Below are 24345 nucleotides of genomic sequence, written 5' to 3' on the forward strand. Positions count from 1 at the left end.
TGTGACGAGCATACTCAGGCGCGTGCGCGCCGGTGCCGTGCGTCACGCCGTGGCGCTGTCGCGCGTCACGCCGTGGCGCTGAGCGAGAGCAGCTCGCGCGCGTGACTGAGCGCCGCGTCGGAGTCGGCCATGCCGCTGAGCAGCCGCGCCATCTCGGCCTCGCGCTCGGCGCCCTCCAGCGCGCGCACGCTCGAGGTCGTGACCGTGCCGTCGCTCGCCTTCACCACGTTGAGGTGGTTGTTGGCGAACGCCGCGACCTGCGCGAGATGCGTGACGGCGATCACCTGGGCCGACTCGGCGAGCTTGGCCAGGCGGCGGCCGACCTCGATCGCGGCCGCGCCGCCGATGCCCGCATCGACCTCGTCGAACACGAACGTGGGCACCGGATCGGTCCCCGCGATCACCACCTCGATCGCGAGCATCACGCGGCTGAGCTCGCCGCCCGATGCGCCCTTGGCCACGGGCCGCGGATCCGCGCCCGGGTGCGGCGCGAGCAGGAACGCGACGTCGTCGCGCCCGTGCGCCGACTCGGAGCCGGCTGCGACGGAGACCGTGAGCGACGCGTCGGGCATCGCGAGGGCTCGCAGCTCCTCGGTCACGGCGGTGGACAGGCGTGCGGCGGCCTCGGTGCGGGCGGCCGTCAGCGCGGCGGCGCGCGCGTCGAGGTCGGCGCGGGCCTCCTCGCGCTGCACGGTGAGGCGCTCGATGCGGTCGCCGTCATCGTCGAGCTCCGCCAGCCGGGCGGACCCGGTCTCGAGCAGCTCGATGGCCGCGTCGAGCGACCCGTGCGCGCGCACGAGCGATGACACGGCGGCGCGACGCTCCTCGACGGCCGCGAGCTCCTGGGGTCCGGACTCGTCGAGATCGGCGAGGAAGCCCGAGAGCTCGACGGCGAGATCCGCGGCGCGGTAGCCGAGATCGGCGAGCTGCTCGGCGATCGCGGTGAGCGAGGGGTCGCCGGCCCGCTCGAGCGCGCGGCGCGCCTCGGCGAGCAGCGTGGAGACGTCGGGCGCCCCCTCCTCGCTCGAGAGCCCCTCGCGCGCGAGGGCGGCCGCGGCGCGCAGCTCCTCGGCGTTCGCGAGCCGCTCGGCCCGCTCCGCGAGCGCGACGTCCTCGCCCGGCTCCGGGGCGATCTGCTCGATCTCCTCGAGCGTCTGCCGCAGCGCCTCCGCCTCGGCGGCGCGGGCGTCGCGCTCGGTCGTGAGCGTCGTCAGCTCGGCGTCGATGCGGCGCCAGGTGTCGTACGCCTCGCGGTACGCGGCGAGCGCGGTCGCGATGGTGTCGCCGCCGAAGCGGTCGAGCGCGTCGCGCTGGGCGGCGGCGGACTTGAGCCGCAGCTGCTCGGACTGACCGTGCACGACCACCAGGTGCTCGGCGAGGTCGGCCAGCACGCCGGCGGGCGCGGTGCGTCCCCCGACCGCGGCGCGGCTGCGCCCCTCGCTCGACAGGGTGCGCGCGAGGTACAGCTCGGCGCGGTCGCCGCCGATCGGCTCGAGGTCTCCCCCGGCCTCGCGCACGCGATCGGCCACCGCCCCGTCCTCGGGAACGATCCACACGCCCTCGACCGACGCCTGCGGCGCGCCGGCGCGCACGGCCCCGGAATCGGCGCGGGCGCCGAGCAGCAGGCCGAGGCCCGTCACCACCATGGTCTTGCCCGCGCCGGTCTCGCCGGTCACGGCGGTGAAGCCCGGGCCGAACGGCAGGGTCGCCTCGGCGATGACGCCGAGATCGCGCAGGCGCATCTCCTCGATCACGCGTCGCCTCCCGACAGCGGCAGGATGCTCACCGCATCGGTCATCATCGTGCCGGTGGGGCCGCGCCACCCGTGCACGGGCAGCTGGAACTTCCGCACGAGCCGATCGGTGAACACCGCCGGGTGCAGCCGCGCGAGCCGCACGGGCTTCTCGGCACGGCGCACGGTGACGCGCGCGCCGGCCGGCAGGGGGTGGGAGCGGCGACCGTCGCACCACAGCACGCCGCTGCCGGCGATGCCGCCCTTCACCTCGAGCGCCACCGCGTGCTCGGGGCCGACGACCAGCGGGCGCGAGAACAGCGCGTGCGCCGAGACGGGCACCACCGCGATCGCCTGCACCGACGGCCAGATGACCGGTCCGCCCGCCGAGAACCCGTAGGCCGTGGAGCCGGTCGGGGTCGCGATCACGCAGCCGTCGGCGCCGAAGCTCGACAGGGGCCGACCGTCGATCTCGAGCACGAGCTCGATCATGCGACCCGGCATGTCCTTCTCGACCGACGCCTCGTTCAGCGCCCACGTCTCGTACACGACCTCGCCGAGGCGATCGCGCACCTTGACCGAGAGGGCCAGGCGCTCCTCGACCTCGTACTCCCCCGCGATCGCGCGGCGGACGGCCTCGTCCATGTCGTCGCGCTCGATCTCGGCGAGGAAGCCCACGTGGCCCATGTTGATCCCGAGCACCGGCGCGGTGCCCTCGCGCACAAGCTCCGCCGCCCGCAGGATCGTGCCGTCGCCGCCGAGCACGATCGCGAGGTCGACGTCGTCGAGCGGAACATCGTGATCCAGCAGCGGCACGTCGGCGAGCGCGGGGGCGACGGCGGCGAGCTCGGCGCGGTCCTCGGGGTGCAGGATGGGTACGGCGCCACCGCGGCGCAGCGCGCCGACGATCCGCAGCGCCGCTTCGACGGTGTCGTCGCGGTGGGCGTGCGCGACCACCAGGATCCTGCGCTGCGTCATGGTCCTCCCCGCGTCCGACATCCCCTCCATTCTGTCGGAATCGGCGCCGGGCGGCCCGCCATCCACAGGCGGTTCGCGCCGCAGAGCCGTTTCCACAGGCGGGCGCGATCTCAGGACGCGGCGCGCGCGATCTCCTCGGCCCATCGATCCGGCGTGGATCCGCGGCCGGGCGCGAGGTGCACGAGCAGCTCCCGATTGCCGCGTGTGCCCGGCAGCGGCGACGGCAGCACGCCGAGGCACCCCAGCCCGACATCGTGAGCCGCCCAGAGGACGTCGGTGGCGGCCGTGATCCGCAGGCCCGGGTCGACGACGATCCCCTCGCGGATGCCGGTGCGCCCCACCTCGAACTGCGGCTTCACGAGCAGCACGATGTCGGCGTCCTCCCGCGCCACGGCGGCGACGGCCGGCAGCACGTGCGCGAGCGAGATGAACGACAGGTCCCCGGTGACGACCGCCGGCGGCTCCGTCACGCCGCTGGCCGCGGCGAGGCTCTCGGGCGTCATGTAGCGCACGTTGAAGCCCTCGACCGCGCGCACCTCGGGGTCGGCGGCGACCTCGGCGGCGAGCTGATCGTGGCCGACGTCGACGGCGATCACCGGGCGCGCGCCGCGCTCGCGCAGCACCTGCGTGAAGCCGCCCGTGGAGGCTCCCATGTCGAGGGCGACGCGATCGGCCACGACGATGCCGAATCCGTCGAGCGCGGCGAGCAGCTTGTGGGCGCCGCGGCTGACGTAGTGGTCGGTGGCGACGTCGATGCTCGCCTCGTCGGCCACGCGGGTCGCGGCCTTCGTGATCACGGCGCCGTCGACCGCGACGCGCCCCTCGGCGATGAGCGCGGCCGCGTGAGTGCGCGAGCGCGCCAGTCCGCGCGCGGCGAGAGCGGCGTCGAGCCGCTGGCTCATTCGCGCGGCTCGGCCGGCGCCTGCTCGAGGCGCCGCGCGAGCTCGTCGTGGAGGCTCGCGTAGGCGGCCGCGCGGCTCGCGAGCGGCTGGCCCTCGATCACGCGCACGCGGCTGACGAGGCCGTCGCCCGTCTGATCCTCGGTCGTCTCGCTCACGGTTCCAGGGTACGCGGGGCGCCGCTCGCTCGCGTCAGCGGCGGGCGGTGTGGAACGGATCCGCGTAGAGACGCTCGGGCACGCGGAAGCCGAAGATCTGCCGGCCGGTCGCCCAGATCGCGTGGGCGGCGGCGCGGAGCAGGTCGATGTCGCTGCCCTCGGAGACGATCTCGACATCCGGCCCGGCGATCCGCACGGCCGCGTCGCGCACGGTCGTCACATCGCGCTTGTGCGTGACCACCGGATACGGCTCGAAGAGCTCGCGCAGGTCGCTCAGGATGTACGTCGGGCGCGAGTGGGCCGGCGCGGCGAGGATGTGCTTGGGCCGGTCGATCCCGGTGAGCACCACCGCCGAGTCGATGCCGGCGGCCTGGGCGCCCTGGATGTCGGTGTCGAGCCGGTCGCCGAGGAACAGCGGTCGGTTCGCCCCGAACCGCGCCACCGCGGTGTGGAAGATCGGCGCCTCGGGCTTGCCCGCCACGGTCGCGAGCCGCCCGACCGCGGTGTGCACGGCCGAGACGAGGGTGCCGTTGCCCGGCGCGATCCCGCGCGCCTGCGGGATCGTCCAGTCGGTGTTGGTCGCGATCCAGGGGATCCCGCCCTCCTCCTCCGGCGTGGCCAGCGCGTACGCGGCCTCGGCGAGCTGGGTCCAGCCGACCTCGGGCGCGAAGCCCTGCACCACCGCGGCGGGCGCGTCGTCCGCGCTGCGCGTGACGACGTACCCCGCCTTCTCGAGCTCGACGACGAGCCCCTCGCCGCCGACCGCGAGGATCGTGGCGCCCGGAGCGACCTTCTCGCCGAGCAGGCGGACCGCCGCCTGCGGGCTGGTGACGACGTCCGTCGGCTGGGTGGGCAGACCGAGCGAGCTCAGGTGCGCCGCGACCGTCGCGTCGGTGCGCGAGGCGTTGTTGGTGATGTAGCCGAGCCGGCGCCCCTCGCTCGCCGCGCGGGTGAGGCTCTCGACGGCGTGCGGGATCGCGCCGGCGCCGGCGTAGATCACCCCGTCCAGATCCGCGAGAACCACATCCACGCCGTCGATCGGCGCCGGGCCGGTCTTCTTAGCGAACAGCGCCATCCTGCCCGTCTTCTCCATCCTTCGATCCGTCGGTTTCGGTGTCGTCGTCGGCCGCGTCGTCATCGCCGAGCAGGCCCGCCTCGGCGAGGATCTCGGCGACCTCGTCCTCGATCGTGACGTCGACGAACGCGTCCGCGTCGGCGTCGGCCTCCGGGGCCTCAGCCTCCTCGTCGGGCTGCGCGTCGTCCTCGTCCGGCTGGGCGTCGTCCTCGTCGGGGGCATCGTCCGCCGCGACGTCGGCGGCGTCTTCCGACTCCGTCTCACGCGGCTCGTTCCCGGCGCTCTCGATCTCGGTCGCGTCCTCGGCGGAGGCCGCGTCATCGTCAGACGCCTCGTCGTGGGCCGACTCACCGTCGTACGCCAGCTCATCGTCGTCGGCCGACTCATCGTCGTCGGCCGACTCATCGTCGCGGTCCGGGGCCTCGTCGAACTCGATCTCCTCGACCTCGTCGACCTCGAGCTCATCGCCCTCGGCGAGGCGCTGATCGATCGCCTCGGCGGCGATATCGGCCCGGCGGTACCACTCGGCGGCCTCGTCGTCTCGACCGAGATCCTCGAGCACGGCCGCGCGCGCGGCGAAGATGCCGGGGCTCCACGGGAACGCCTGGTCGGGGTCGACCTCGGCGATGTCGAGCTCGGCGAGAGCCAGCTCCGTCTGGCCCAGGTCGAGGCGCGCGCCCGACATGGCGATCGCCAGCTCGACCCGCTGCTCGACCGACAGCTCCTCGCGATCGGCCGCACGGCCCTCCTCGAGGGCCTTCTCCGGGCGACCGACGCCGCGCTCGCTGTCGACGATCATGGCGACGTGGTCGTTGCGGCCGGTGATGCGACGCAGCGTGCGCAGCTCGCGCAGCGCGAGAGCGAAGTCGCCCGTCGCGTAGGCCGTGACCGCGAGGGTCTCGCGCGCCAGGGCGACGCGGCCGGCATGGCGCACCGCCGCGAGGGCATGCTCGTGGGCCAGAGCCGGGTCGTCGTCGATGAGGCGCGCCGCCATCACGATGTGGCGGGCCACGCGATCGGCGTTCTCCTTGCTCAGGGTCTTGAGCTCGTTCTGCTGGCCGCGCAGGTCCTTCGGCGTGACGTCGTCGGGCAGGAAGGGATCGGGGATGCGCGGGGCACGGTCCTCGTCGCGGTCCTGACGCGGACCCGTCGCGCGCTCGGGACGATCCTCCCAGCGGCGCGGCGCGGAGCCGCGGTCGCCGCGGGCGTCGAAGCCCCGACCGCCGCGGTCGAACCCGCGATCGCCGTCGCGACGGGGTCGATCGGCGCGCGGGCGGTCGCCGGAAGGCCGGCCACCCGAACGCCCCTCCTCGAAGCGACGGGGCCGATCGCCCTCATCGCGACGCGGGCGGAAGCCCTCCTGGCGGGGACGGTAGCCCTCCCCCTCGCGCCGGGGGCGGTCGCCCTCGTCGCGGCGCGGGCGGAAGCCCTCGCGATCCTGACGCGGACGGTAGCCCTCACCCTCCTGACGCGGACGATAGCCGTCGCGGCTGTCGCGGGGGCGGTAGCCATCGCCGTCGCGACGGGGCCGATCGCCGTCCTCGCGACGGGGCCGGAAGCCCTCGCGATCCTGCCGCGGACGGAAGCCCCCGCCCTCCGGACGCGGACGGAACCCACCGCGATCCTCGCGGGGACGGTACCCCTCACCGTCGCGACGCGGACGATCCCCCTCGTCGCGGCGCGGGCGGAATCCCTCGCGATCCTGGCGCGGGCGGAATCCCTCGCGATCCTGACGCGGGCGGAAGCCCTCGCCCTCACGACGCGGACCGTAACCACCGCGATCCTCGCGGGGACGGTAGCCCTCGCCCTCACGGCGAGGGCGATCGCCGTCCTCCCGACGCGGACGGAAGCCCTCGCGCGGACGATACCCGTCACCGTCGCGACGCGGCCGCTCGCCGTCCTCACGACGGGGGCGGAAGCCCTCGCGATCCTGACGCGGGCGGTACCCGTCGCCCTCGCGGCGCGGACGCTCGGCCTCGTCGCGGCGCGGGCGGTACCCGTCGCGGTCCTGACGGGGACGGTAGCCGTCGCGGTCGTCACGCCGGGGCGCGCCGCCCTGCCGAGGTGCGTCGCCCTGACGGCGAGCCGGGCGCTCGTCGCGTCGGCCGGCGTCGTCGCGGCGCGCGTAGCCGCCACGATCGCCTGCGCCGTCGCGACGCGGTCCATTCTGCGGTGAGCGACGGGGGCCGTCCTTGCGGTCGCGCGAAGCGCGCTCGTCACGTTCGGAATCGTCAGCCATGGTCCTGTCCTCATCTACGGCGTCTCGTGCACCGTACCGCTATTGGATTGTGAAGTGTCGTGTAAACGACGAAAGGCCGCCCTGCGTTGGGCGGCCTTTCGTGAAGTGGTGTCCGGCGGTGTCCTACTCTCCCACAAGGTCCCCCTTGCAGTACCATCGGCGCTGAGAGGCTTAGCTTCCGGGTTCGGAATGTGACCGGGCGTTTCCCTCTCGCTATGACCGCCGAAACTCTTTCGATGTTTCAGCACATCAACACGATTCGTGTTGGTGTGGTTGCCCGTACATCGGGAACCACATAGTGGACGCGAGTTATCTCTCGGAAAGAAGAAGTTGTAAGTCGTCGGCTTATTAGTACCAGTCAGCTACACACATTGCTGTGCTTCCACGTCTGGCCTATCAACCCAGTAGTCTGCTGGGAGCCTCTCGCCCGCAAGGGGCATGGAAGTCTCATCTTGAGGCCGGCTTCCCGCTTAGATGCTTTCAGCGGTTATCCATCCCGAACGTAGCCAAACAGCGGTGCCCTTGGCAGGACAACTGTCACACCAGAGGTTCGTCCAACCCGGTCCTCTCGTACTAGGGTCAGATCCTCTCAAACTTCCTACGCGCGCAGCGGATAGGGACCGAACTGTCTCACGACGTTCTAAACCCAGCTCGCGTACCGCTTTAATGGGCGAACAGCCCAACCCTTGGGACCTACTCCAGCCCCAGGATGCGACGAGCCGACATCGAGGTGCCAAACCATGCCGTCGATATGGACTCTTGGGCAAGATCAGCCTGTTATCCCCGAGGTACCTTTTATCCGTTGAGCGACAGCGCTTCCACAAGCCACTGCCGGATCACTAGTCCCGACTTTCGTCCCTGCTCGACCTGTCAGTCTCACAGTCAAGCTCCCTTGTGCACTTACACTCGCCACCTGATTGCCAACCAGGTTGAGGGAACCTTTGGGCGCCTCCGTTACTCTTTGGGAGGCAACCGCCCCAGTTAAACTACCCACCAGGCACTGTCCCTGAACCGGATTACGGTTCGAAGTTAGACATCCAGAGTGACCAGAGTGGTATTTCAACAACGACTCCACAAACACTGGCGTGTCTGCTTCACAGTCTCCCACCTATCCTACACAAGCCACACCGAACACCAATACCAAGCTGTAGTAAAGGTCACGGGGTCTTTCCGTCCTGCTGCGCGTAACGAGCATCTTTACTCGTAATGCAATTTCGCCGAGTTCGTGGTTGAGACAGTTGGGAAGTCGTTACGCCATTCGTGCAGGTCGGAACTTACCCGACAAGGAATTTCGCTACCTTAGGATGGTTATAGTTACCACCGCCGTTTACCGGGGCTTAAATTCCGAGCTTCGCCTTGCGGCTAACCCATCCTCTTAACCTTCCGGCACCGGGCAGGCGTCAGTCCGTATACATCGTCTTGCGACTTGGCACGGACCTGTGTTTTTAATAAACAGTCGCTACCCACTGGTCTCTGCGGCCCACACACGCTTTCGGAGCAAGTCCTAATACGCGCTGGGCCCCCCTTCTCCCGAAGTTACGGGGGCATTTTGCCGAGTTCCTTAACCACGATTATCTCGATCTCCTTGGTATTCTCTACCTGACCACCTGAGTCGGTTTGGGGTACGGGCGGCTGGAACCTCGCGTCGATGCTTTTCTTGGCAGCAGAGGATCACCCACTTTTTATCCGCATCGTGTCTCAGCCTGTATGAGAGGCGGATTTGCCTACCTCTCGGCCTACGCACTTGCACCAGGACAACCATCGCCTGGCTTGGGCTACCTTCCTGCGTCACACCTGTTAATACGCTAACCGCACCAGCATGGGGTCGCGCGCTAGGCCACCCGGTGTCACCCGAAGGTGACGGTGGATGGATTCGGGCGCTTAGCACCACTGGATTGGCTTGGGCGGTTCTTCGCCGGTACGGGAATATCAACCCGTTGTCCATCGACTACGCCTGTCGGCCTCGCCTTAGGTCCCGACTTACCCAGGGAAGATTAGCTTGACCCTGGAACCCTTGGTCTTTCGGAGGACGTGTTTCTCACACGTCATTCGCTACTCATGCCTGCATTCTCACTCGTGTGGCCTCCACGGCTGGATCACTCCGCCGCTTCGCTGGCCACACGACGCTCTCCTACCCATCAACACGGCTGGACCACGAAGGCCTACCAAAAGTGTCAATGCCGCAACTTCGGTGGTGTGCTTGAGCCCCGTTACATTGTCGGCGCGGAATCACTTGACCAGTGAGCTATTACGCACTCTTTCAAGGGTGGCTGCTTCTAAGCCAACCTCCTGGTTGTCTAAGCAACTCCACATCCTTTCCCACTTAGCACACGCTTTGGGACCTTAGTTGGCGATCTGGGTTGTTTCCCTCTCGACTATGAAGCTTATCCCCCACAGTCTCACTGCTGCGCTCTCACTTACCGGCATTCGGAGTTTGGCTGACGTCAGTAACCTGGTGAGGCCCATCGGCCATCCAGTAGCTCTACCTCCGGCAAGAAACACGCAACGCTGCACCTAAATGCATTTCGGAGAGAACCAGCTATCACGAAGTTTGATTGGCCTTTCACCCCTATCCACAGCTCATCCCCTCAGTTTTCAACCTAAGTGGGTTCGGTCCTCCACGACGTCTTACCGTCGCTTCAACCTGGCCATGGATAGATCACTTCGCTTCGGGTCTAGGACACGCGACTGAATCGCCCTATTCAGACTCGCTTTCGCTACGGCTTCCCCACACGGGTTAACCTCGCCACGTATCACTAACTCGCAGGCTCATTCTTCAAAAGGCACGCCGTCACCACAACCAGGGTGGCTCCGACGGTTTGTAAGCAAACGGTTTCAGGTACTATTTCACTCCCCTCCCGGGGTACTTTTCACCTTTCCCTCACGGTACTTGTCCGCTATCGGTCATCTGGGAGTATTTAGGCTTATCAGGTGGTCCTGACAGATTCACACGGGATTTCTCGGGCCCCGTGCTACTTGGGATCCCCACTACGCCAGAACACGCATTTCGACTACAGGGCTGGCACCTTCTCTGGCCGGCCATTCAAGACCGTTCGTCTACACGCTTCTGTCACGTCGAACCCTCGGCAGAAGGTTCAAGTGGGTCCCGCAACCCCGGGCATGCAACGCCTGCCGGCTATCACACACACCCGGTTTAGCCTCTTCCGCTTTCGCTCGCCACTACTCACGGAATCACGGTTGTTTTCTCTTCCTGTGGGTACTGAGATGTTTCACTTCCCCACGTTCCCTCTACCCGCCCTATATATTCAGGCGGGAGTCACCAGGTCACACAAGTGCGCCTGGCGGGGTTTCCCCATTCGGACATCCACGGATCAAAGCTCGCTTATCAGCTCCCCGAGGCTTATCGCAGATTGCTACGTCCTTCTTCGGCTCCAGATGCCAAGGCATCCACCGTTTGCTCTTAAAGACTTACAAAATCGCATGAGCCATAAACAAAAATGTCTATGTTCGCTTCTTTAAGATGCTCGCGTCCACTGTGTAGTTCTCAAAGTACGGGCGGCACCCACCCATCCACCGAAACACGGCTTCAAGATAGGTCCATCCGAAGGAGGCGCACACACAACCCAAAGGTCATGTGCCCGGTCCTTCAGGACCCAACAGCGTGCAGCCGCCCCGCTCACCAACCAACCCGTTCCAGCCACCGAAGCGACGTACTAGAGCCAGCCAGCTGCGCTGACGGCATGTCAAATGTTCCACCCATGAGCTAACCGGCATCACACATTCGGTGATGATCCGGCGCCTGGACACCCGAAGAGTGCCAGATGCTCCTTAGAAAGGAGGTGATCCAGCCGCACCTTCCGGTACGGCTACCTTGTTACGACTTAGTCCTAATTACCGATCCCACCTTCGACGGCTCCCTCCACAAGGGTTAGGCCACCGGCTTCAGGTGTTACCGACTTTCATGACTTGACGGGCGGTGTGTACAAGACCCGGGAACGTATTCACCGCAGCGTTGCTGATCTGCGATTACTAGCGACTCCGACTTCATGAGGTCGAGTTGCAGACCTCAATCCGAACTGGGACCGGCTTTTTGGGATTCGCTCCACCTCACGGTATTGCAGCCCTTTGTACCGGCCATTGTAGCATGCGTGAAGCCCAAGACATAAGGGGCATGATGATTTGACGTCATCCCCACCTTCCTCCGAGTTGACCCCGGCAGTATCCCCTGAGTTCCCACCATTACGTGCTGGCAACAGAGAACGAGGGTTGCGCTCGTTGCGGGACTTAACCCAACATCTCACGACACGAGCTGACGACAACCATGCACCACCTGTATACGAGTGTCCAAAGAGTTGACTATTTCTAGCCCGTTCTCGTATATGTCAAGCCTTGGTAAGGTTCTTCGCGTTGCATCGAATTAATCCGCATGCTCCGCCGCTTGTGCGGGTCCCCGTCAATTCCTTTGAGTTTTAGCCTTGCGGCCGTACTCCCCAGGCGGGGAACTTAATGCGTTAGCTGCGTCACGGAGACCGTGGAAAGGCCCCCACAACTAGTTCCCAACGTTTACGGGGTGGACTACCAGGGTATCTAAGCCTGTTTGCTCCCCACCCTTTCGCTCCTCAGCGTCAGTTACGGCCCAGAGATCTGCCTTCGCCATCGGTGTTCCTCCTGATATCTGCGCATTCCACCGCTACACCAGGAATTCCAATCTCCCCTACCGCACTCTAGTCTGCCCGTACCCACTGCAGGCTGGAGGTTGAGCCTCCAGTTTTCACAGCAGACGCGACAAACCGCCTACGAGCTCTTTACGCCCAATAATTCCGGATAACGCTTGCGCCCTACGTATTACCGCGGCTGCTGGCACGTAGTTAGCCGGCGCTTTTTCTGCAGGTACCGTCACTTTCGCTTCTTCCCTGCTAAAAGAGGTTTACAACCCGAAGGCCGTCATCCCTCACGCGGCGTTGCTGCATCAGGCTTTCGCCCATTGTGCAATATTCCCCACTGCTGCCTCCCGTAGGAGTCTGGGCCGTGTCTCAGTCCCAGTGTGGCCGGTCACCCTCTCAGGCCGGCTACCCGTCGACGCCTTGGTGAGCCATTACCTCACCAACAAGCTGATAGGCCGCGAGCCCATCCCCAACCGAAAAATCTTTCCCACCACAGGAGATGCCTCCGCGGTGCGTATCCGGTATTAGCAGTCGTTTCCGACTGTTATCCCAGAGTCAGGGGCAGGTTGCTCACGTGTTACTCACCCGTTCGCCACTGATCCACTCCAGCAAGCTGGAGCTTCACCGTTCGACTTGCATGTGTTAAGCACGCCGCCAGCGTTCATCCTGAGCCAGGATCAAACTCTCCGTAAAAAACGAAAGCCACAACACGACCGGGAAAACGATCACTGCTGCAGCGAGTTCAATCATGACCAAAAAAGGATGTCAAAACTGACTTCCAAAAATTGATCCAAAGGAATCTCACGACTGACCAAAGTCAGCCGACGAGGTTATTTGGCATTTGACAAGTGCACGCTGTTGAGTTCTCAAGGATCGGACGCACCCAGCCCCACGACTCCCGCCGTGGCCCTCCGGGGCAACTTCACTATCTTATCTCTCTCTCCCGACTTGTCAAACCGACACGCTGTGTCGCTCGGACCGTCTCTCGGGAGTGAGAAGCCCCATCCTAGGTCTCTCGACCGCGCAGCTCAAGAGCCGCTCTTCAGAAGGGGTGTCGCTTGCTTGGGGTGGGAACCTTCCGGCTCAACCTCACCGCTTGGCGGCGACAAGGGAATACATTACGCGGATCGCGGGGCCTCGGCAAATCGGGGCGGCGTGACGGCGTGTCGCGCGCGATCCCGGGCCGCGGACCGCCGTCAGCCCGCGACGAAGATGCCCGCGAGCGCCTTCTTGCCGCGGCGGAGAACCGACACTCCCCCGGGCAGGCCGCCCGTGATCGTCGCGTCCTCCGACTCGACCTTGGCGCCGTCGAGGGTCACGCCGCCCTGGGCGATCGCCCGGCGCGCCTCCGACAGCGACGCGACGAGGCCCGTCTCGACGAGCGCCTGCAGCACGGGCGTGCCGGGGACGAGCGTCGCGTTCGGCAGCTCCCGCAGGGCCGAGGCGAGCGTGCCGGCGTCGAGTGCCGCGAGATCGCCCTTGCCGAACAGTGCCTCCGACGCGGCGATCGCCTTCTCGGCCGCGTCGATGCCGTGCACGGTCGCGGTCACCTCGAGCGCCAGGCGCTTCTGCGCCGCCCGCCGGAACGGCTCGGTCTCGACCTGCTGCGCGAGCTCCTCGATCTCGGCGCGCGTGAGGAACGTGAACACCTTCAGCAGCGTCACGACGATCGCGTCGTCGGCATTGAGCCAGAACTGATACATCGCGTACGGGCTGCACATCTCGGCGTCGAGCCAGATCGCGTTGCCCTCGCTCTTGCCGAACTTCTTGCCGTCGGCGTCGGTGATGAGCGGGGTGCCGATCGCGTGCACCGAGGTCCCCTCGACGCGATGGACGAGGTCGGTGCCGCTCGTGAGGTTGCCCCACTGGTCGGATCCGCCGGTCTGCAGCACGCACCCGTACTCGCGGTACAGCTGCAGGAAGTCCATGCCCTGGAGGATCTGGTAGCTGAACTCGGTGTAGCTGATCCCCGTCTCCGAGTTGAGCCGCGCGCTCACCGAGTCCTTCTTGAGCATCGTGCCCACGCGGAAGTGCTTGCCGATGTCGCGGAGGAAGTCGATCGCGCTCATCGGCGCGGTCCAGTCGAGGTTGTTCACGATCCGCGCGGCGTTCTCGCCCTCGAAGCTGAGGAAGCGCTCGACCTGGGTGCGCAGGCGCGCCACCCATCCCGCCACCGTCTCGGCGTCGTTGAGGGTGCGCTCAGCCGTCGGCTTGGGATCGCCGATCAGACCGGTGGCGCCGCCCACGAGCCCGAGCGGACGGTGCCCCGCGAGCTGCAGGCGGCGCATCGTCAGCAACTGGACGAGGTTGCCCAGGTGCAGGCTCGGCGCGGTGGGATCGAAGCCGCAGTAGTAGACGATCGGGTCGCCGCCGAGGAGCTCGCGCAGAGCCTCCTGGTCGGTCGACACGTGGACGAGGCCACGCCACACCAGCTCGTCGAAGACGTTCTCGAACGTCGGGTCGTTCGCCTGCACGGCGACGGGGGTCACTGCGGTCACCCGTCCAGCCTAAAGGGCCGGACGAGCCGGGATCACAGCCCGAGGGCGTGCGCGGCGCGCTGCGCGCGGGCCACGAGCTCGGCTCGCTGCTCGGCGACGCGCTCCGGGGCGGTGCCGCCCACGCCCGAGCGCGAGGCGACCGAGCCGTCGATCGTGAGCACCTCGCGGACCTCGGGGGTCAGCTGCTCCGACACCGACGCGAGCAGCTCGTCGTCGGCGTCCTCGAGCCCGATGCCCCGCTCCTCGCACGCGCGGACGAGCGCGCCCGAGATCTCGTGCGCGTCGCGGAACGGCACGCGGCGCTTGACGAGCCACTCGGCCACGTCGGTCGCGAGCGAGAAGCCCTGCGGCGCGAGCTCCGCCATCCGATCCGTGTCGAACCGCATCGTGGCGACCATGCCGGTGAAGGCCGGCAGCAGCACCTCGAGGGTGGCGACCGAGTCGAAGACCGGCTCCTTGTCCTCCTGCAGATCGCGGTTGTACGCGAGCGGGAGCGCCTTGAGCGTGGCCAGCAGTCCGGTGAGGTTGCCGATGAGGCGCCCCGACTTGCCGCGCGCGAGCTCGGCGATGTCGGGGTTCTTCTTCTGCGGCATGATGCTCGAGCCGGTCGAGTAGCCGTCGTCGAGCGTGACGAAGCCGAACTCGCGCGTGTTCCAGAGGATGATCTCCTCGGCCAGGCGCGAGACGTCGATGCCGATCTGCGCCGCGATGTAGGCGAACTCCGCCACCACGTCGCGGGCGGCGGTGCCGTCGAGCGAGTTCTCCGACGGGCGGTCGAGGCCGAGCTCGTCGGCCACGAGCTGCGGGTCGAGCCCGAGGGTGGATCCGGCGAGCGCTCCCCCGCCGTACGGCGAGACGCCGGCGCGGGCGCGCCAGTCGCGCAGACGCTCGAGATCGCGCACGAGGGGCCAGGCGTGGGCCTGCAGGTGGTGCGCCAGCAGCACCGGCTGCGCGTGCTGCAGGTGCGTGCGGCCGGGCAGGATCGCGCCGGGGTGGGCCTCGGCCTGCGCCACGAGCGCGTCGACGAGGGCGAGCAGCTCCTTCGCGATGACCTGGGCGTGGTCGATGAGGTACATCCGCACCAGGGTGGCGATCTGATCGTTGCGGCTGCGCCCGGCGCGCAGGCGCCCGCCGAGATCGGCACCCACCTCGTCGATGAGCGCCGCTTCGAGCGCGCCGTGGACGTCCTCGTCGGTGGGCCGGGGGCGCAGCGTGCCGTCCTGGACGCGGGCGGCGAGGGCGTCGAGGCCCTCGTGCATGCGCCGGGCCTCGTCGTCGGTGAGGTAGCCGGCCGCGGCCAGCGCCGTCGCGTGGGCGTGAGAGCCGCGGATGTCGTAGAGCGCCAGGGCCCAGTCGAAGTGGGTCGAGCGGCTCAGCTCCTGCAGCTCGGGCGACGGACCGCTCGCGAATCGTGCGCCCCAGAGGGCTCCCTCGTTCGTGCCGTGTCCGCTCGTGCTCACGGGTCCAGCCTACGGTGTGAGCCGCGAGCGCTCGTGCGGCGGGGTGAGGCGCCGGGCGAGCCAGGAGATCCCGGACTCGAGCGGCCCGCGCCCGACCAGCAGGGTCCAGGCGGTGCAGCCGACGAGCGTCGCCACCGTCATCGGCCAGAACGGCTCGAGCGCCCGGAACGCGAGGAGGTCGCTGCCCGTGGCCCCGGGGTCGGGCTGCAGCAGCGCCCAGGCGATGAGCTGCGCGGAGTAGGCGGTCAGCGGCATCGCCCCGACGGCGCGCAGCGGGATCGCGAGCCACCGCAGCGGCGTCGCGCACAGCAGCACGCACGCGGCGATCACCGCGATCGCGAACCCGCCCGATCCGATCGCCTCGCCCACGCCGCTCGAGTGCGGTTCGGCCGAGAGCGCGTGCCACGGGCCGGCGGGGGCGGCCCAGCGCCCGAACAGCCCGTACCCGACGGCCGCCAGCACGGTGCCGGCGGCGAGCAGGAGCGCCGCCGTCAGCGGCATCGACAGGCGCAGCCGCCCGATGCCCAGGCCGGCCGCCACGAACGCCGCCCACAGCGGGAACGGGTAGTTCCAGCCGATCGCGTCGGCCGCGACCTCGCCGCCGGGCGTCTGCCACATCGGCAGGGTGTTCAGCCACGCGATCGCGAACGGCACGACGACCCCGATCGCCGCCGCGACGACGAAGAGCCGCGTGGCGCGCCAGCGCAGCGCGGGCAGCGCGAGGAGGAACAGGATCGCGTAGGCGGGCAGGATCACGATGACCGGCGTCGCGAGGCTGATCAGCAGCAGTCCCCAGGCCCAGATGCACACGGCGCGCAGCGCGATGCGGCCGCGGGCGAGCGTGAGGTCTGTGCCGTCGGCACCGCGCCATCCCCCGGTCGTGAGGGCGAGCGAGACGCCGGCCAGCGTGGCGAACAGGATGGACGAGCGACCGTCGACCAGGCCGAGCCAGCTGCCCGGGTCGCGCCACACGAGCGCGGGCGTCGTGAGCAGATGCGCGGCGAACATGCCGACCACGGCGATCCCGCGGGCGAGGTCGACGCCCGCCTCGCGCCCGGGCCCGTCGAAGCGCCGCCATCGCGCGGCGAGACGCGACGGCGCCGGCTCCCCCGTGCGGGGCGAGGCGGCGCCGTCGATCGTCATGTCACTGCTGCCGCAGCAGCCAGACGAGCAGGGCCTTCTGCGCGTGCAGGCGGTTCTCCGCCTCGTCCCAGATCACGCTCTGCGGCCCGTCGATCACGTCGGCGTCGACCTCGTACCCGCGATCGGCGGGGAGGCAGTGGATGAAGATCGCGGCGGGATCGGCGACCGACATCGTCTCCTGGGTCACCTTGTAGGCGCCGAGGTCGCGCAGGCGAGCGAGCTTCTCCTCCTCCTTGCCCATCGAGACCCACGTGTCGGTGACGACCACGTCTGCCCCCGCGGCGGCCTCGAGGGGGTCGGTGTAGAGCGTGACGGAGCCGCCCGTCTCGGCGGCGATCCGGTCGGCGTCGGCGACCACGTCCTCGCGGGGCGCGTAGTCCTCGGGCGAGGCCACGCGCACGTGCATGCCGGCCATCGCGCCGGCCAGCGCGTACGAGTGGGCCATGTTGCTGCGCCCGTCGCCGAAGAACGACAGCGTCAGCCCCTTCAGCTCGCCCTTGTGCTCGCGGATCGTGAGCAGGTCGGCCAGCAGCTGGCAGGGGTGGAAGTCGTCGGAGAGCGCGTTGATGACCGGCACGCGGGTGCCCTCGGCCATCTCCTCGAGCCCGGCCTGCGCGTAGGTGCGCCACACGATCGCGGCGACCTGGCGCTCGAGCACCCGCGCGGTGTCGGCCGGCGTCTCCTTGCCGCCGAGCTGACTGCTGGCGGTGGAGATGATCAGCGGCGTGCCACCGAGATCGGCGATCCCGACCGCGAACGACACCCGGGTGCGGGTGGACGACTTGTCGAAGATCACCGCCACGGTCTGCGGGCCCTCGAGCGGGCGCTGCGACCACCGGTCGGCCTTCAGCTGCGCGGCGAGATCGAGGATCTCGGCCTGCTCGGCCGGGGTGATGCTGTCGTCGCGCAGGAAGTGGCGAGTCATGCGGGGATCTCCTGGGTCTGCGCGACGGCGGCGAGCGCCTCGCGGAAGAGGTTGAGGAACTCGTCGATCTCGGCGTCGCCGATCGTGTAGGCCGGCGCGAGGCGGATCACGTCGGCCGCCGGGGCGTTGACGATCAGGCCGCGCTCGAGCGCCGCGGCGGCGACCTGCGGCGCGACCGGCTCCTCGAGCGTCACGCCGATGAGCAGGCCGGCGCCGCGCGTGCCCGAGACGATCGGGTACTCCGCGACCGCGGCGCGCAGCTGGTCGCCGCGGGCGGTCACGTTGGCCAGCAGGTCCTCGCTCTCGATGAAGCCCAGCACCGCGTCGGCGACGTGGCTGGCGAGCGGGTTGCCGCCGAACGTGGAGTTGTGCGTGCCGGGCGAGAACAGCTCGCTCGCCGCGCCGAACGTGATCAGCCCGCCGAGCGGGAAGCCGGCGGCGACGCCCTTGGCGAAGGTCACCGCGTCGGGCACGACGTCGGTGTGCTGGAAGGCGAACCACCGCCCCGTGCGCCCCGAGCCGGTCTGCACCTCGTCGAGGATGAGCAGCGCGTCGTGCGCGGTCGCGAGCTCGCGCGCCCGGGCGAGGAAGCGCTCGGGCAGCTCGCGCACGCCGGCCTCGCCCTGGATCGGCTCGATCACGATGGCCGCCACGCCGCCCTCCGCGAACGCGGCCTCGAGCGCCTCGATCGTGACGGGGATCGCCTTCGCGCCCGGCAGCAGCGGCGCGAAGGGATCCTGGTAGGCGGCCTTGGGCGTGAGCGACAGCGCGCCCGTGGTGCGGCCGTGGAACGCGCCCTCGAGGCAGAGGATCGTCTGCGCGCCGCGCGGGTTGCCGTGCAGCCGCGCGAGCTTGATCGCCGACTCGTTGGCCTCGCTGCCGGAGTTGGCCAGGAACACCCGGCCCTGCTCGCCCGTGCCGGCGAGGCGCTTCAGCCGCGCGGCGAGCGCGAGCTGCGGCTCGGACGTGTAGAGGTTCGACACGTGCGCGAGGGTCGCGGCCTGGCGCGAGACCGCCTCGACGAACACGGGGTGGGCGTGCCCGAGGCAGTTCACCGCGATGCCGCCGAGGAAGTCGAGGTAGCGGGTGCCCTCGTCGTCCCACAGGTGGGACCCCTCGCCCCGCACGAACAGTCGCGGACGGCTCCCGAGGTTCATGAGGTCGCGCTCGGCGGCCACCTTCCATTCGATGCTGCTGCTCATGCCACGACCTCCGTTCCGATTCCCTCACTGGTGAACAGTTCCACGAGCACCGAGTGCGGCACCCGCCCGTCGATGATCGACGCCTTCTCGACCCCACCCTCGACCGCGTCGAGGCAGGCCTGCATCTTGGGGATCATCCCCGACTCGAGCTTCGGCATGAGCTCGCGCAGCTCGGCCGCCCGCAGGTGCGAGACGAGCGAGTCGCGGCGCGGCCAGTCGGCGTAGAGCCCCGGCACGTCGGTGAGGATGACGAGCTTCTTGGCCCCCAGCGCCCGCGCGAGCGCGGAGGCCGCGGCGTCCGCGTTGATGTTGAGCGTCTGCCCGGGGCGATCGAGGTCGGGGGCCACGCCGGCGACGACGGGGATGCGATCGGCCTTGAGGTGATCGATCACCGGCGTCGGATCCACCTGCACCACGTCGCCCACGCGGCCGAGGCTCTCCTCGACGCCGTCGATCACGACGCCGCGGCGGCGGCCGCCGAACAGGGCCGCGTCCTCGCCGGACAGGCCCACGGCGAAGGGGCCGTGCGAGTTGATCTTCGCCACGAGCTGCGGGTTGATCTGGCCCGTCAGCACCATCCGCACCACCGAGATCGCCTCGGTCGAGGTGACGCGGTAGCCGCCCTTGAACTCGCTCGGGATGGCGAGGCGATCGAGCATGTTCGAGATCTGCGGGCCGCCGCCGTGCACGACCACGGGCTTGATGCCCACGTAGCGCAGGTAGGCGATGTCCTCCGCGAAGGCGTCCTGCAGCTCCTCGCTGATCATCGCGTTGCCGCCGTACTTGACGACGACGATCTGGTCGCGGAACTGCTTGAGCCACGGCAGCGACTCGATGAGCGTGGTCGCCTTGAAGGCCGCCTGCTCGGGCGTGGTCTGCTGGAGATCGATCTCGCTCATGAGCTGTAGGCGCTGTTCTCGTGGACGTACGCGTGGGTGAGGTCGTTCGTCATGATGGTCGCCGTCTCCTCGCCCGAGAACAGGTCGATCTCGATGGTCGTGGCCCGCGGCGTGAGGTCGACCTCCTCGCGCGGACGGTCGGGACCGCCCTGCGTGCACACGCGCACGCCGTTCATCCAGACGTCCACGTTGTAGGGGTCGAACTCGGCGCTCGTCGTGCCGATCGCGGCGAGCACGCGCCCCCAGTTGGGGTCGTTGCCGAAGATCGCGGTCTTGAAGAGGCTGTTGCGGGCCAGCGCGCGGCCCACCTCGACGGCGTCGTCCTCGGTGGCTGCCCCGCGCACGTGGATCGAGATCTCGTGGCTGGCTCCCTCCGCGTCGGCCATGAGCTGCGTGGCGAGATCCCGGCACACGTCGGTGAGCGCGGCGCGGAACGCCTCCGGCTCCGGCTCGACCCCCGAGGCGCCGCTCGCGAGGAGGGTGACCTGGTCGTTGGTCGACATCGCGCCGTCGGAGTCGAGGCGATCGAACGTCACCCGGGTGGCCGCGCGCAGGTGCGCGTCGGCCTGCTCCGGCGTGAGCACGGCATCGGTGGTCAGCACGACGAGCATCGTGGCCAGCGCCGGCGCGAGCATGCCCGCGCCCTTCGCCATGCCGCCGATCGTCCAGCCGTCGCCCGCGAACGTCGCGGTCTTGGGCACGGTGTCGGTCGTCATGATCGCCTCCGCCGCGGCGGGGCCGCCGTCGGCGCTCAGCTGCGCGATCGCGGTCTCGGTGCCCGCGAGCACCTTGGCGCGGAAGGCCTCGTCGCCCGTGCCGATCAGCCCGGTCGAGCACACGAGCACATCGCCGGCGCTGACGCCCAGGAGCTCGGCCGCCTTCTCGGCGGTCTGGTGCGTGGTCTGGAAGCCGAACGAACCCGTGAAGCAGTTGGCGCCGCCCGAGTTGAGCACGATCGCCTCGACGGCGCCGTCCGCGATGGCCTGCTGCGACCACAGGATCGGGTTGGCCTTGGCGCGGTTGCTCGTGAACACCGCCGCGCCCGTCTTGAGCGGGCCGCGGTTGACCACGACGGCGACGTCGGGCTTGCCCGTCGACTTCAGTCCGGCCGCGACTCCGGTCGCCTCGAATCCTGCGGGGGCGGTCACGCTCACGGCGCCACTCCGTTCACTGAGAGCGCGGTGCCTTCCGGCAGGCCCAGCGCGAGGTTCATGGACTGGATCGCGGCGCCCGCGGTCCCCTTGGTGAGGTTGTCGACCGCCGTGACGACGACGACGCGGCCCGCCGCGCGATCGATCGCGAGCCCCATCAGCGCCGTGTTGGCGCCGAGCACGTCGGCCGTGCGGGGCATCTGGCCCTCCGGGAGCAGCTGCACGAAGGTCTCGTCGCCGTACGCGGCCTCCCACGCGTCGCGGATCTGCGCGTCCGTCGCTCCGGCCGCGATCGGCGCGGTGCTCGTGGCGAGGATGCCGCGGGCCATGGGGACGATCACGGGCGTGAACGAGATGCGCGGGTCCGCGGCGCCGGCGGCGCGCAGCGCCTGCTGGATCTCGGGGATGTGCCGGTGGCTGCCGCCGACGGCGTACGGGTTGGCGGTGCCGAGGATCTCGCTGCCCAGCAGGTGCGGCTTGAGGCTCTTGCCCGCGCCCGAGGGGCCCACGGCGAGCACGCTCACGATGTCGCCCGCGTCGATGACGCCCGCGGCCACGCCGGGGGCGAGGCTCAGCGACACCGTCGAGGCGTTGCAGCCGGGGGCCGCGATGCGCGTCGCGCCGCGCAGCCTCTCGCGCTGCTTGCCGCCGTCGACGAGCAGCTCGGGCACGCCGTACGCCCACGGCTCGTGGAAGTCGCCGCCGTAGAACGCGTCCCAGTCGGCCCGGGCGGTGAGGCGGTGGTCGGCGCCGGCGTCGATCACGAGCGCCGCGTCGCCGAGCGCGTCGGTGTACTGACCCGACTGCCCGTGCGGCAGCGCGAGGAAGACGACGTCGTGGCCGGCGAGGACCTCCGGGGTGGTCGGCTGCAGCTGCAGGTGGCGCAGCGAGCGCAGGTGCGGCTGGTGGGCGATGAGCGGATCGCCCGCGTGCGAGTGGGCCGTGACGGTGCGGATCTCGATGTCGGGATGATCGGCCAGCAGGCGCAGGATCTCCCCGCCCGCGTAGCCAGATGCGCCGGAGACGGCGACCGAATAGGTCATGACTTCTACCTTATGTCCGTGGGAATGGGTGCCTGATCACGGGCGGCACCGCTCCCCCGGACACGCCGGAACGTCGCGGGCCGCCTAGATTCGGCGGGCGCGCGGACGTCGGAGCGCGACGGTGCGGCTCGGAACGAGCGGCACATCCATCGCGGTCGAGGTCATGTGCGGCAGGCTAGCACGGCGCCTGTTCCCGACGCGACGCCGCGCGTACCGTGGATCGCGGGGTGTGCTCATGACGGGGTTCTCGCCGACGGCGTCCTCGCCGCACGCGGCGGCGCGGGCGCGGGCGCGGATGATCGACCGGCACCTGCGGGCGCGCGGCATCCGCGACGCGCGCGTGCTGGACGCGATGGCACGCGTGCCGCGGGAGCTGTTCGTGCCCGATCACCTCGCCGGCGAGGCCTACGCCGATGCGCCCCTGCCGATCGGGCACGGCCAGACGATCTCGCAGCCGTACATCGTGGCCCTCACGGCGGAGGCGGCGCGCCTCTCCCCCGGCGATCGCGTGCTCGACGTCGGCACCGGGTCCGGCTACGCCGCCGCCGTGTACGCCGCGATGGGCGCGGAGGTGTGGTCGGTGGAGCTCGTGCCCGAGCTCGCGGGGCGGGCGCGCGAGGCGCTCCCGCGCGCGGGGTTCGCGCACGTGACGGTCGTCACGGCCGACGGCTCGCTCGGCCTGCCCGCGCGGGCGCCCTTCGACGCGATCCTCGCGGCCGCCGCAGGCGCGGAGATCCCGCCGCCCTGGCTCGCCCAGCTCGCGGACGGCGGGCGCATCGTGCTGCCCGTGGAGCGCCACGCCGGCTGGCAGCGCCTGCTGCGCGTGACCCGCCGCGGCGAGCGCGAGGAGCGCGAGGACCTGGGCGCGGTGCGCTTCGTGCCGCTGCGCGGCGCGCACGGTCGGCGCTGACCGGCCGGATGTCGCCGGTTCGCGGCAGGATGGGCGCGTGATCACCACCCTCGCCGTCGCCGGATACCGATCGCTCGTGGATCTCGTCGTGCCCCTCGGGCGCACCACGGTCGTCACCGGCGGCAACGGCACGGGCAAGAGCAGCCTGTACCGCTCGCTGCGGCTCCTCGCCGCGGCGGCCGGCGGGTCGACGATCGCGACGCTGGCCGCGGAGGGCGGCCTGGCGTCGGCCCTCTGGGCCGGGCCGGAGGTGCCCGGCGCGCAGACCGGGACGGTGCGCCGCAGGCCGGTGTCGCTGAGGCTCGGCTTCGCGGCTGACGAGCTCGGCTACCTCGTCGATCTCGGGCTGCCGCAGATCGATTCGCGCTCGCTGTTCGTGCGCGATGCCGAGATCAAGCGCGAGCAGGTGTTCGCCGGGCCGTTGGCCAAGCCGGCCACGACCTTCGTCGACCGGGGTCGCGCCGGCGTGCGGGTGCGTGAGGACGCGTGGCGCTCGCTGCCGTCGACGCTGGCCCCGCACGAGTCGATCCTCACCGACGTCGCCGACGCCGACGCCAGCCAGGAGCTGCTGTCGCTGCGCCGCACGCTGGCCTCGTGGCGCTTCTACGATCACTTCCGCACCGACCGCGACGCGCCCGCACGGCAGCCGCAGGTCAGCACGCGCGTGCGGCACCTCGCGCACGACGGCGCGGACCTCGCCGCCGCGTGGGCGTCGGCGGAGGATGCCGGCATCGATCTGCAGGCCGACGTCTCGGCGGCGTTCCCCGGCTCCGGGGTCGTCATCGATGCGGGCGAGGACGGCCGGTTCCGGCTGCGCATGCGCCAGCGCGGGCTGCTGCGGCCGCTCGAGGCGGCCGAGCTGTCGGACGGCACGCTGCGCTACCTGCTGCTGATCGCGGCGCTCCGGCCCGCACGGCCGGCGCCGTTCCTCGTGCTCAACGAGCCCGAGTCCAGCCTGCACCCCGACCTGCTCGCGCCGCTCGCCGCCCTGGTGCGGGAGGCATCCGGCGACACGCAGGTGCTCGTGGTGACGCACGCCGCGCGGCTGGCCTCGGCCCTCGTGGACGCCGGCGCCGACGGCGTGGAACTCGTCTCGTCGGGCGAGGGCACGCGGATCGCCGGGCAGGGCATGCTCGATGCCCCACCCTGGCGCTGGCCCTCACGCTGAGCCCGCTCCGTTCCGGGCACAGGGCCACGACCTCGACTCCGCGCTCCGCGCTCCGCTCGGTCCGTCTCCGCTCCGGCGGCTTCGCCGCCTCCGGTCGACGAGCCCGGAGGGTTCCGGCTCGGGCGACCTGAGGCGACGCCACCAGCACCCTTCCACGCCCGAACGCCACCACGGCTCGTCGAGCGAAGTGAGCGCAGCGAACGCAGCCGAGACGGGTCGAGCGAGCGCAGCGAGTCGAGA

17 protein-coding genes and 3 rRNA genes are annotated in these 24345 nt (G+C 69.7%); 3 read left to right on the top strand and 17 right to left on the bottom strand.

All coding sequences use genetic code 11. The annotated features are described in order from the left end of the window. Nucleotides 1-65 precede the first annotated feature (65 nt). From recN to E3O41_RS09195, 6 genes are all read right to left on the bottom strand, one after another. Complete coding sequence (gene recN / locus E3O41_RS09175; RefSeq protein ID WP_067027360.1) at nt 66-1754, bottom strand: DNA repair protein RecN; 1689 nt, start codon at nt 1752-1754, stop codon at nt 66-68. Further along, nucleotides 1751-2710 (bottom strand): NAD kinase, encoded by a 960-nt coding sequence (locus tag E3O41_RS09180; protein ID WP_179954876.1) that lies wholly within the window; start codon nt 2708-2710, stop codon nt 1751-1753. Before E3O41_RS09180 ends, recN begins: the two co-directional genes overlap by 4 nt. Before the next feature lie 110 nt (nt 2711-2820). Continuing rightward, nucleotides 2821-3612, bottom strand: a complete 792-nt coding sequence (locus E3O41_RS09185; RefSeq protein ID WP_067027364.1) for a TlyA family RNA methyltransferase — start codon at nt 3610-3612, stop codon at nt 2821-2823. Beyond that, entirely contained in the window at nt 3609-3767 is a 159-nt protein-coding gene (locus E3O41_RS14235) for a hypothetical protein (protein ID WP_169817962.1), read from the bottom strand. Before E3O41_RS14235 ends, E3O41_RS09185 begins: the two co-directional genes overlap by 4 nt. A gap of 34 nt (nt 3768-3801) precedes the next feature. After that, nucleotides 3802-4842 (bottom strand): HAD-IIA family hydrolase, encoded by a 1041-nt coding sequence (locus E3O41_RS09190; protein WP_067027366.1) that lies wholly within the window; start codon nt 4840-4842, stop codon nt 3802-3804. Then, nucleotides 4826-5854: a hypothetical protein gene (locus tag E3O41_RS09195; protein WP_240482466.1), complete on the bottom strand. Its 1029-nt coding sequence runs from the start codon at nt 5852-5854 to the stop codon at nt 4826-4828. Before E3O41_RS09195 ends, E3O41_RS09190 begins: the two co-directional genes overlap by 17 nt. Here E3O41_RS09195 and E3O41_RS09200 point away from each other — a divergent pair. After that, a complete protein-coding gene (locus E3O41_RS09200; protein WP_067027370.1) occupies nt 5795-7018 on the top strand; it encodes a hypothetical protein in 1224 nt (407 codons plus the stop codon). The genes E3O41_RS09195 and E3O41_RS09200 overlap by 60 nt on opposite strands. 173 nt (nt 7019-7191) lie before the next feature. Here the strand turns inward: E3O41_RS09200 and rrf are convergent. From rrf to argC, 11 genes are all read right to left on the bottom strand, one after another. Continuing rightward, nucleotides 7192-7308 (bottom strand): 5S ribosomal RNA (gene rrf, locus E3O41_RS09205). Nucleotides 7309-7409: 101 nt separating this feature from the next. Then, nucleotides 7410-10516: ribosomal RNA gene (locus E3O41_RS09210) — 23S ribosomal RNA — on the bottom strand. Between the two features lie 358 nt (nt 10517-10874). Next, a 16S ribosomal RNA gene (locus tag E3O41_RS09215) occupies nt 10875-12399 on the bottom strand. Together the 16S, 23S and 5S rRNA genes form the textbook arrangement of a ribosomal RNA operon. A gap of 503 nt (nt 12400-12902) precedes the next feature. Then, nucleotides 12903-14204, bottom strand: a complete 1302-nt coding sequence (tyrS, locus tag E3O41_RS09220) for a tyrosine--tRNA ligase (protein WP_067026058.1) — start codon at nt 14202-14204, stop codon at nt 12903-12905. 32 nt (nt 14205-14236) lie between these two features. Then, nucleotides 14237-15664 carry an argininosuccinate lyase gene (gene argH, locus E3O41_RS09225; RefSeq protein ID WP_067026060.1) on the bottom strand — a complete coding sequence of 476 codons (1428 nt, stop codon included), beginning with the start codon at nt 15662-15664 and terminating at the stop codon, nt 14237-14239. 9 nt (nt 15665-15673) lie between these two features. Then, nucleotides 15674-16807, bottom strand: a complete 1134-nt coding sequence (locus E3O41_RS09230) for a heparan-alpha-glucosaminide N-acetyltransferase domain-containing protein (RefSeq protein ID WP_083990925.1) — start codon at nt 16805-16807, stop codon at nt 15674-15676. A 1-nt stretch (nt 16808) separates the two neighbouring features. Beyond that, nucleotides 16809-17732, bottom strand: coding sequence for an ornithine carbamoyltransferase (gene argF / locus E3O41_RS09235; protein ID WP_135012283.1), 924 nt, complete (start codon nt 17730-17732; stop codon nt 16809-16811). After that, a complete protein-coding gene (locus tag E3O41_RS09240; RefSeq protein ID WP_135012285.1) occupies nt 17729-18934 on the bottom strand; it encodes an acetylornithine transaminase in 1206 nt (401 codons plus the stop codon). The genes argF and E3O41_RS09240 overlap by 4 nt, the downstream gene beginning before the upstream one ends. Further along, the gene (gene argB, locus E3O41_RS09245; protein WP_067026065.1) at nt 18931-19833 is read right to left on the bottom strand and encodes an acetylglutamate kinase; all 903 of its coding nucleotides are present in this window, start codon (nt 19831-19833) and stop codon (nt 18931-18933) included. Before argB ends, E3O41_RS09240 begins: the two co-directional genes overlap by 4 nt. Beyond that, nucleotides 19830-20987 (bottom strand): bifunctional glutamate N-acetyltransferase/amino-acid acetyltransferase ArgJ, encoded by a 1158-nt coding sequence (argJ, locus tag E3O41_RS09250; RefSeq protein ID WP_067026067.1) that lies wholly within the window; start codon nt 20985-20987, stop codon nt 19830-19832. Before argJ ends, argB begins: the two co-directional genes overlap by 4 nt. Further along, the gene (gene argC, locus E3O41_RS09255) at nt 20984-22027 is read right to left on the bottom strand and encodes an N-acetyl-gamma-glutamyl-phosphate reductase (RefSeq protein ID WP_135012287.1); all 1044 of its coding nucleotides are present in this window, start codon (nt 22025-22027) and stop codon (nt 20984-20986) included. Before argC ends, argJ begins: the two co-directional genes overlap by 4 nt. 235 nt (nt 22028-22262) lie before the next feature. Here argC and E3O41_RS09260 point away from each other — a divergent pair, with 235 nt between their 5' ends. Next, nucleotides 22263-22937: a protein-L-isoaspartate(D-aspartate) O-methyltransferase gene (locus tag E3O41_RS09260; RefSeq protein ID WP_067026404.1), complete on the top strand. Its 675-nt coding sequence runs from the start codon at nt 22263-22265 to the stop codon at nt 22935-22937. A 37-nt stretch (nt 22938-22974) separates the two neighbouring features. After that, nucleotides 22975-24105: an AAA family ATPase gene (locus E3O41_RS09265; protein WP_067026071.1), complete on the top strand. Its 1131-nt coding sequence runs from the start codon at nt 22975-22977 to the stop codon at nt 24103-24105. Nucleotides 24106-24345: the final 240 nt, after the last annotated feature.

Origin of the sequence: Microbacterium sediminis, assembly GCF_004564075.1 — a bacterium.
GTDB classification, from domain to species: domain Bacteria; phylum Actinomycetota; class Actinomycetes; order Actinomycetales; family Microbacteriaceae; genus Microbacterium; species Microbacterium sediminis.

Coding starts and splice junctions, on each gene's coding strand:
- E3O41_RS09240 (WP_135012285.1), bottom strand. CDS start 18,934: ATGAGCAGCAGCATCGAATGGAAGGTGGCCGCCGAGCGCGACCTCATG.
- E3O41_RS09185 (WP_067027364.1), bottom strand. CDS start 3,612: ATGAGCCAGCGGCTCGACGCCGCTCTCGCCGCGCGCGGACTGGCGCGC.
- argC (WP_135012287.1), bottom strand. CDS start 22,027: ATGACCTATTCGGTCGCCGTCTCCGGCGCATCTGGCTACGCGGGCGGG.
- E3O41_RS09260 (WP_067026404.1), top strand. CDS start 22,263: ATGACGGGGTTCTCGCCGACGGCGTCCTCGCCGCACGCGGCGGCGCGG.
- argF (WP_135012283.1), bottom strand. CDS start 17,732: ATGACTCGCCACTTCCTGCGCGACGACAGCATCACCCCGGCCGAGCAG.
- argB (WP_067026065.1), bottom strand. CDS start 19,833: ATGAGCGAGATCGATCTCCAGCAGACCACGCCCGAGCAGGCGGCCTTC.
- E3O41_RS09190 (WP_067027366.1), bottom strand. CDS start 4,842: ATGGCGCTGTTCGCTAAGAAGACCGGCCCGGCGCCGATCGACGGCGTG.
- E3O41_RS09230 (WP_083990925.1), bottom strand. CDS start 16,807: ATGACGATCGACGGCGCCGCCTCGCCCCGCACGGGGGAGCCGGCGCCG.
- E3O41_RS09180 (WP_179954876.1), bottom strand. CDS start 2,710: ATGACGCAGCGCAGGATCCTGGTGGTCGCGCACGCCCACCGCGACGAC.